Source organism: Coleofasciculus sp. (assembly GCF_046539235.1).
In the GTDB taxonomy this organism is placed as follows: Bacteria; Cyanobacteriota; Cyanobacteriia; order Cyanobacteriales; family Coleofasciculaceae; genus Coleofasciculus.
Genome location: NZ_JBKHHI010000421.1, coordinates 1 through 5764 on the forward strand (window position 1 = coordinate 1; position 5764 = coordinate 5764).

Annotated in this window: 4 protein-coding genes; all 4 read left to right on the forward strand. The window is 44.6% G+C overall.

The window, feature by feature from the left end; all coding sequences use genetic code 11:
* Positions 1–248, forward strand: a 248-nt coding sequence (locus ACLFWI_RS25765; RefSeq protein WP_446415284.1) for a zinc ribbon domain-containing protein, incomplete at its 5' end; no start/stop codon positions are given.
* Positions 249–338: 90 nt separating this feature from the next.
* A complete protein-coding gene (locus ACLFWI_RS25770) occupies positions 339–3500 on the forward strand; it encodes a DEAD/DEAH box helicase (protein WP_446415285.1) in 3162 nt (1053 codons plus the stop codon).
* Positions 3501–3596: 96 nt separating this feature from the next.
* Complete coding sequence (locus ACLFWI_RS25775; RefSeq protein ID WP_446415286.1) at positions 3597–4883, forward strand: DNA cytosine methyltransferase; 1287 nt, start codon at positions 3597–3599, stop codon at positions 4881–4883.
* Between the two features lie 532 nt (positions 4884–5415).
* Entirely contained in the window at positions 5416–5619 is a 204-nt protein-coding gene (locus ACLFWI_RS25780) for a hypothetical protein (RefSeq protein ID WP_446415287.1), read from the forward strand.
* Positions 5620–5764: the final 145 nt, after the last annotated feature.

Consider the following 5764-nt stretch of genomic DNA (forward strand, 5'->3'; position numbering starts at 1 on the left):
CTAAATATGGCTGTGTTGTAGTAGACGTAACGGAAGAGTACACCAGTAAAACCTGCTCAAAGTGTGGTCATATCCACACAAAACTAGGAGGCAACAAACATTTTGTCTGTCCCTCTTGTGGTCACGCGATTGGGCGTGATATCAATGGCGCTTTCAACATTCTGTTGAAGGACCTGGAGAGATACCTCCGCATCTGGCATGATCGTCTCATTCCAGATTGTGCCGTACTCAGAAACTTCCAGCAATAGCCAGATTTTTCCGGGTTAAATGTATCTGTACAATAATTGAACAAGCAGACTTGATAGGAATAACGCGCTGGCAGAATGCTGGCTTAGATCATGGCTGATCCAAACTGGGAAACCCTGAAGACGTTTCTCCACCAATTGTTGTTGATTACTTTCCCCAGCAACGAGGATGTATCTGTGGTGCATACGTTCCTGGCACAGAACTCTGATAAGCTGAATCAGACGTTTGCCCTGGTGCTACAGGAATGGGCGATCGCAACGTTGGCTGAATTGGATGATCGTCACAAGCCGGATCTGGCGAGACGCCTGCGGGGAATTAGTCAGTTTATTAACCAGTTTCCTGGCGGCGATCGCACGGATCATCTGGAAATTGTCCGCATTGGCTACGAAATTGCCGCTCAGGTTTTCACTCAGGCTGATGATCCCCAGGATTGGGCGGAAACTAACTATTATTTAGGGTTAATTTATTTAGAGCGGAATAAAGGCGATCGCATTCGGAACCTACGCCAAGCCATTCAACGATTGGAAGCCGCTTTAACCTTCTACACCGCCGCGTTTCCCGAGCAACGAGCCGAGATAGAAACCCATCTGGAATGCGCCTACCAAGAAATTCGACAGCATGAGTCAATTGAACCCAGCCATCCTCGATTATCCTCAACCCCTGCATCGTCTCCGTCGGTAACCCCCCAAATCAGTGAAGCCGAAATAGCCGCGATTCAACCCCCTGCATTTCGGGCGATCGCTCAAAGCCTACTCGATGCGGAAAAGTTAACCGCCTTAGAAATTACTCCCGCTTCCCAGGAAAAGGCGGAACCCTTACCCCAGGATTTACCCAAGGTTCTCCACTACGCCTTAAATACCATTGGCATCAACTCTCTATGGTCTCATCAATACGCCTCATTACAGGCGTTGCGTCAAGGGGGGGATATTTTACTCTCCACCCCAACAGCCAGTGGCAAAACTCTGGCGTTTCTTCTCCCGATTCTGGAAACCTGTCTGATCAATCCCCACGCCACCGCCCTATTTATTTTTCCCTTAAAGGCGTTGGCGGTGGATCAGTTGCGGCAAATTCACGACATTATTGACCTGATCCCGAAGTTTCAGCGGATTAATGTAGTGATGCTGACGGGAGATGTTCCCATGGCTGAACGGATTAAATTATTGGAACAATCGCCGCAAATTATTTGTATCACCCCTGACTTACTCCACCATCAACTTTTTAAAGTTTTTAAACCTCAATGGCAATCGTGGCAAGGGTTTCTGAGAAATCTGCGTTATTTGGTAATTGATGAAGCCCATACTTATCGCGGTAGTTTTGGTGCCCACTTTGCCAATCTAATGCGACGATTACGATTAGCGATCGATCAAAGTGGTGGAGATTCCACTCAATTACAACATATCTTTGCCACGGCGACGATTGGCAATCCAGGGGAATTAGCCGAAACCTTTAGTGGAAGAGAGGGAAATCTGTATCTAATCGAGAACAGTGGTGCAGCAACGGCGGCGCGGACTACCCTCTGTTTAGCACCATCTAAGTATGCCAATATTGAATCTTGTGCGATTGTCTTAGCTTGGTTAGATCAAGGATTGAAGGGAATTGTTTTTTGTAATAGTCGCGTTGCCCTCAAATCCCTATTAAATCAGATCCAAGAACATTTAGAGCAACGGGGACAAGGTTATCTTAAATCCCAAGTGAGGATATTTTATGGTTCCCTTAAATCTGATCATCGTCGCCAAATTATTCAGCAACTGAGTGCGGGAGAAATTAGCATTATTCTGGCTACCTCAGCCTTAGAAGCAGGGATTGATATTCCGGAACTGGATTGTTGCTTACTACGTGGTTATCCCGGTTCACTGATGCAGTTACGTCAACGTCAAGGAAGGGCGGGACGGAAAAGCCCTGGTTTAGTGATTTTTCTGCCCATTGCCCAAAACGCCTTGGATTATTTTTATGGGAATAACCCGGACTTATTGTTAAGAGGTGAAGTTGAAAGTGCGGTATGTAATCCCGATTATCAAGTCTTCCTCAAACAGCATTTACTTTGTGGGGCTTGTGAGAGTGGGATTCCGTTGGAGAAATTCTATCAGTATTTTGGTCAGTCCGCCGCAGACATTGCTATTCAGTTGATGAATCAACACCAGTTATCCCTCTCTCGTCACCAGCAATTGTGGACGAAACCTTATCCCCATAAAGACGTGCAAATGCGAGGAACGAACCATTTTACGGTGACATTAGTGGATCAACAGACGGGGGAAGAATTTGAGGAATTGGATGAAAAACACGCCCAGCGAGAAGTCTTTCCTGAGGCAATTTATCAGCATCAGTCACCTTGGGGCGATCGGGTTTGGTATTCTTGTCAAAGTCTGGATTTGGAAAAGCAACAGGCAATTTTAAAACCTCTAGCTGAAGATCCCCAGCAGTTAACTCGTGCGGAACAAGAAACTGAGATTGAACTCAAATCTTACTTAGCTGAACCGAAGATTTTGCCAACCAGAATTCCGGAAGGACGAATACGCCTAATTCTGGGTTGGGGAGAAATTACCGATTACGTTAATGGATATACACTCTACAGTCTAGAATACGACAAAACCTGCCAAAATTTTCAATGTCGGCGTTACCATACACCTGTCAAAGAAACTCAATGTCCAGACTGTCGGCGCAGGACAAGGTTTGCTGAAATCCAGAAACGGATTAAAACGGTGAATTTTGAGCAGCCTTATTTAACTCGACTGGAAGCACCTGTACTGCAAATCGAAGTTAATCAACCGATTCAGGACTATTTGACTCAACAGGTTAAACAAGTCAAAGAAAAATTGATTCAGCAGTATGGAAAGAAGATTCCTAGTGAGTATACCTGTCTATGGTTTTGTCCACCCGAACAGATTGCGTTACATTCTATTACCCACCAAATTAATTTGGCTGTACCCTTATTAATTTTGAGTGAGACTCAGGAGGTAAATAGTCTAATCGTGAACAAACCCAACCGTCAACATACCTTACCCACAATTGGGTATTGGTTTGATACAACACCAGGGGGAAATGGGGTATCTGAGGCTATTTTTCATCGCTTCTGGGACTTTGCTTTCAAAGCTAAGGTGTTAGCAGAAGGGTGTGACTGTGATCAAGGTTGTCCTCGCTGTTTGATGCAGCACAGTTGTCCTGAAAGTAATGCGGCGTTGAACAAGAGTTTGGGACTGTCACTATTGGAAATTATCAGTCAGATGGAGACGTTACCTCTAACTTCTGAAAGTTAGGATAAAAAGGCAGAAGACAGAAGACAGAAGGCAGAAAGCTTTTTTGTTGATGTTATCCTACAGACTGCAACTTGGTATAAAACAACGGGTGAGGGGATGGCAAAATTAGGGTATCGACCTATCGCCATTGATTTATTTGCAGGTGTTGGTGGGTTTTCCTTGGGAATCGAACAGGCGGGGTTTGATGTGGCGATCGCAGTGGAAAAAGACCCGATTCACGCGGCTGTCTACGGGTTTAACTTTCCCCAGACTCATGTCTTGTGCGCTGATGTCTCTGAGTTGACCGGAACACATATCCAGAAAGCCTTGCAGGATTGGTGCGATCGCCAAAAACGTCCGGTTCGAGTTAGCGATCGCCACAGGATGGACATAGACTTAGTATTTGGTGGACCGCCCTGTCAGGGATTCTCGGTGATGGGGAAACGTCAGGTTTGTGACAAACGTAACCTTTTAGTCTTTGAGTTCTGTCGCTTGATCAAAGAACTCCAGCCTCGTTATTTTCTGATGGAGAATGTTCCGGGTTTAGGTCTGAACAAATACCAAGACTTGTTGAATCGGTTGCAGTACGAGTTTACAGCAGCCGGATATGAGATAACTCAACCGATACAAGTCCTAAACGCGGTTAATTTCGGTGTCCCGCAGCAGCGACAACGGTTATTTATATTGGGAAATCAGGTGGGAGTTAAACCTTTAACCTATCCTCAACCTCAATTGCAATCACCCTCTGAATTTTGTACCGTTCGGGATGCGATCGCGGATTTACCGAATTTAGATGATTTTACTCAACTCCAGACCTTAGACTGGGTAGAACTGACATTCCCCCAGTTACAATTACTCCAGGCATTAGCGATGCCTTATGTAGAAAAACTACGAAATATTATCACCGATCCCTTTAATTTCGCCCATCCCCGCCAATGGAATCGATCCTTGTTAACCAGTTCTAAGCGAACCCGACACAATCCTGCATCAATTGAACGGTTTAATCAAACACCACCTGGTCAATTGGAAGCAATTAGTCGCTTACAACGCCTAGACTGGGGCAAACCCTGCTACACTCTACGGGCAGGTACTGGATATGATCGAGGTAGCTATACTTCCCCCCGTCCCATTCATCCTGAATATCCACGGGTAATTTCAGTCCGAGAAGCCGCACGTTTACATTCATTTCCGGACTGGTTTCGCTTTCATGTTACGAAATGGCATGGATTTCGACAGGTAGGGAATGCTGTACCGCCACGACTCGGACGAGTCTTAGGTGATCAAATCATCGCCGCCTTGGGAGTTGAACCCTCGCCGCCAACCCTTACCCTCACTCTAAAAGACTCGCACCTATTAGAATTAGGTCAGGTCAAAGCATTTAAATATTGGAAACAAAAGGTATAAGTAGGTGGGGACAATTAAAGTTAACGGCGGAGATTGTCATTCGTCATTCGTCATTCGTCATTTGTAAGGGTTTGAGGAGTATTTACATAACTGAACATAGTTAAGTTTATTTCCACCAACCTACTTAAGATATCCGTAGGGTGGGCATTGCCCACCAGCCTTAGGGAGTGTGCCATTCAGCTTAAGTTATGGCACTACGGGGATACGTTAGGACATTTCTCTATTGCCTATTGCCTATTGCCTATTGCCTATTGCCTATTGCCTTTTACCTTTTCACCCAATTTTATTGTCCTAACCTCAATGCGTAGTGCTATATAGTGTCACTCCCAATATTTTGTGATTTAGATCACCTAAAAAAAACAAACTTATCATAATCATTCCTCAGGAAGCATCACTTGGCGAATCAATACTTATCACAATTTTGGTTAAGTCATAATCACTGACAATCGGCTGATTTGATCACGTTAAAAAATCGATAAGTTCTTTAATATATTTTATACAAGGAGAGATACACCACGTTGCCAAAGACCCAATGAAATCTGCTCAAGTTTGCTTTCCCAAATTTCCCGTCCAGCAAATTGCCCATCGCATTATTTATATGCGTCAAATTAGCTGGATTGATCAACGACTGTTTATGTCAGCCCTTTTATCGAAGCAGTCACTCTCAATGGAAGAGGAACACTTAGTTGAACTGATTTATGAAGGTTTACATCGGGGATGGATTCGAGTCGTTTAATAGAATTAATTAGGGCTTATGAATTATTTAGACTTAGCTTACTTCTCGAAGAGCGATGATGACGAATGACGTAGCTTGCTTCTCGCGAAGTGAGTAAGCTGTCATGCATTTAAATTGGGTATTAGTAGCGAGCAAGATGCAAAGC

Bases quoted from the DNA above. Each gene is read 5' to 3' on its own strand.
- ACLFWI_RS25770 (WP_446415285.1), top strand. From the start codon at position 339: ATGGCTGATCCAAACTGGGAAACCCTGAAGACGTTTCTCCACCAATTG.
- ACLFWI_RS25775 (WP_446415286.1), top strand. From the start codon at position 3,597: ATGGCAAAATTAGGGTATCGACCTATCGCCATTGATTTATTTGCAGGT.
- ACLFWI_RS25780 (WP_446415287.1), top strand. From the start codon at position 5,416: ATGAAATCTGCTCAAGTTTGCTTTCCCAAATTTCCCGTCCAGCAAATT.